At 48.5% G+C, this 1,098-nt stretch carries 1 protein-coding gene; it reads left to right on the top strand.

Features of this window, described 5'->3' with window-relative positions:
* On the top strand, window positions 1-1,098 hold a 1,098-nt coding region (gene hutU, locus R7P35_RS25890; protein WP_318093319.1), incomplete at both ends, for a urocanate hydratase.

Raw genomic sequence — 1,098 nt, 5'->3', positions numbered from 1 at the left:
GCAGAACATCCACATTCATTAGTGGTATACGGCGGCATTGGTCGCGCAGCACGAAACTGGGAATGTTACGACAAGATTGTAGAAGTACTAGAAAGACTCGAAGATGACCAAACGCTTTTAGTGCAATCGGGTAAACCTGTGGGTGTTTTCCCAACCCACAAAAACGCACCGCGTGTGCTCATTGCTAACTCAAACTTGGTTCCGCATTGGGCAAACTGGGAACACTTCAACGAGCTTGATAAGCAAGGTTTGATGATGTACGGCCAAATGACCGCGGGTAGCTGGATTTATATCGGTTCACAAGGTATCGTCCAAGGCACTTACGAAACCTTCGTGTCAGTTGCGAAAAAACACTTTAACGGCGATGCAAAAGGTCGCTGGGTTCTAACTGGTGGTCTTGGTGGCATGGGTGGCGCTCAACCACTTGCGGGCACCATGGCAGGTTTCTCAATGATTGCCGTTGAGTGTGACGAATCACGTATCGATTACCGTCTGCGTACTGGTTATGTTGACCAAAAAGCGACTTCCCTAGACGAAGCACTCGCAATCATCACCGAATCGGACACGCCAGTATCTGTAGGTCTTCTAGGTAACGCGGCCGACGTTTTCTCTGAGCTTGTTGAGCGCAATATCACACCAGATGTAGTTACTGACCAAACCTCTGCGCATGACCCACTAAATGGTTACCTACCACAAGGTTGGAGCATGTCTCACGCAGCAGAAATGCGTCTGCAAGATGAAGCCGCTGTTGTAAAAGCAGCGAAGAAATCCATGGCAGTACAAGTGCAAGCGATGCTTGATCTGCAAAGCCGTGGCGCGGCGACACTCGATTACGGTAACAACATTCGTCAGATGGCACTGGAAGAAGGCGTAGAAAATGCGTTTGATTTCCCAGGCTTCGTTCCAGCTTATATTCGTCCTTTATTCTGTGAAGGCATTGGTCCTTTCCGTTGGGCAGCTCTATCTGGCGATCCAGAAGACATCTACAAAACCGACCAAAAAGTAAAAGAGTTAATTCCTGACAACCCACATCTGCATAACTGGTTAGATATGGCGCGTGAACGTATTCAGTTCCAAGGTCTTCCGGCTCGTATTTGT

This window comes from Vibrio sp. Vb0304, assembly GCF_033338995.1.
Classification (GTDB): domain Bacteria; phylum Pseudomonadota; class Gammaproteobacteria; order Enterobacterales; family Vibrionaceae; genus Vibrio; species Vibrio alginolyticus.
This window is presented reverse-complemented; position numbering and strand designations above follow the sequence as displayed.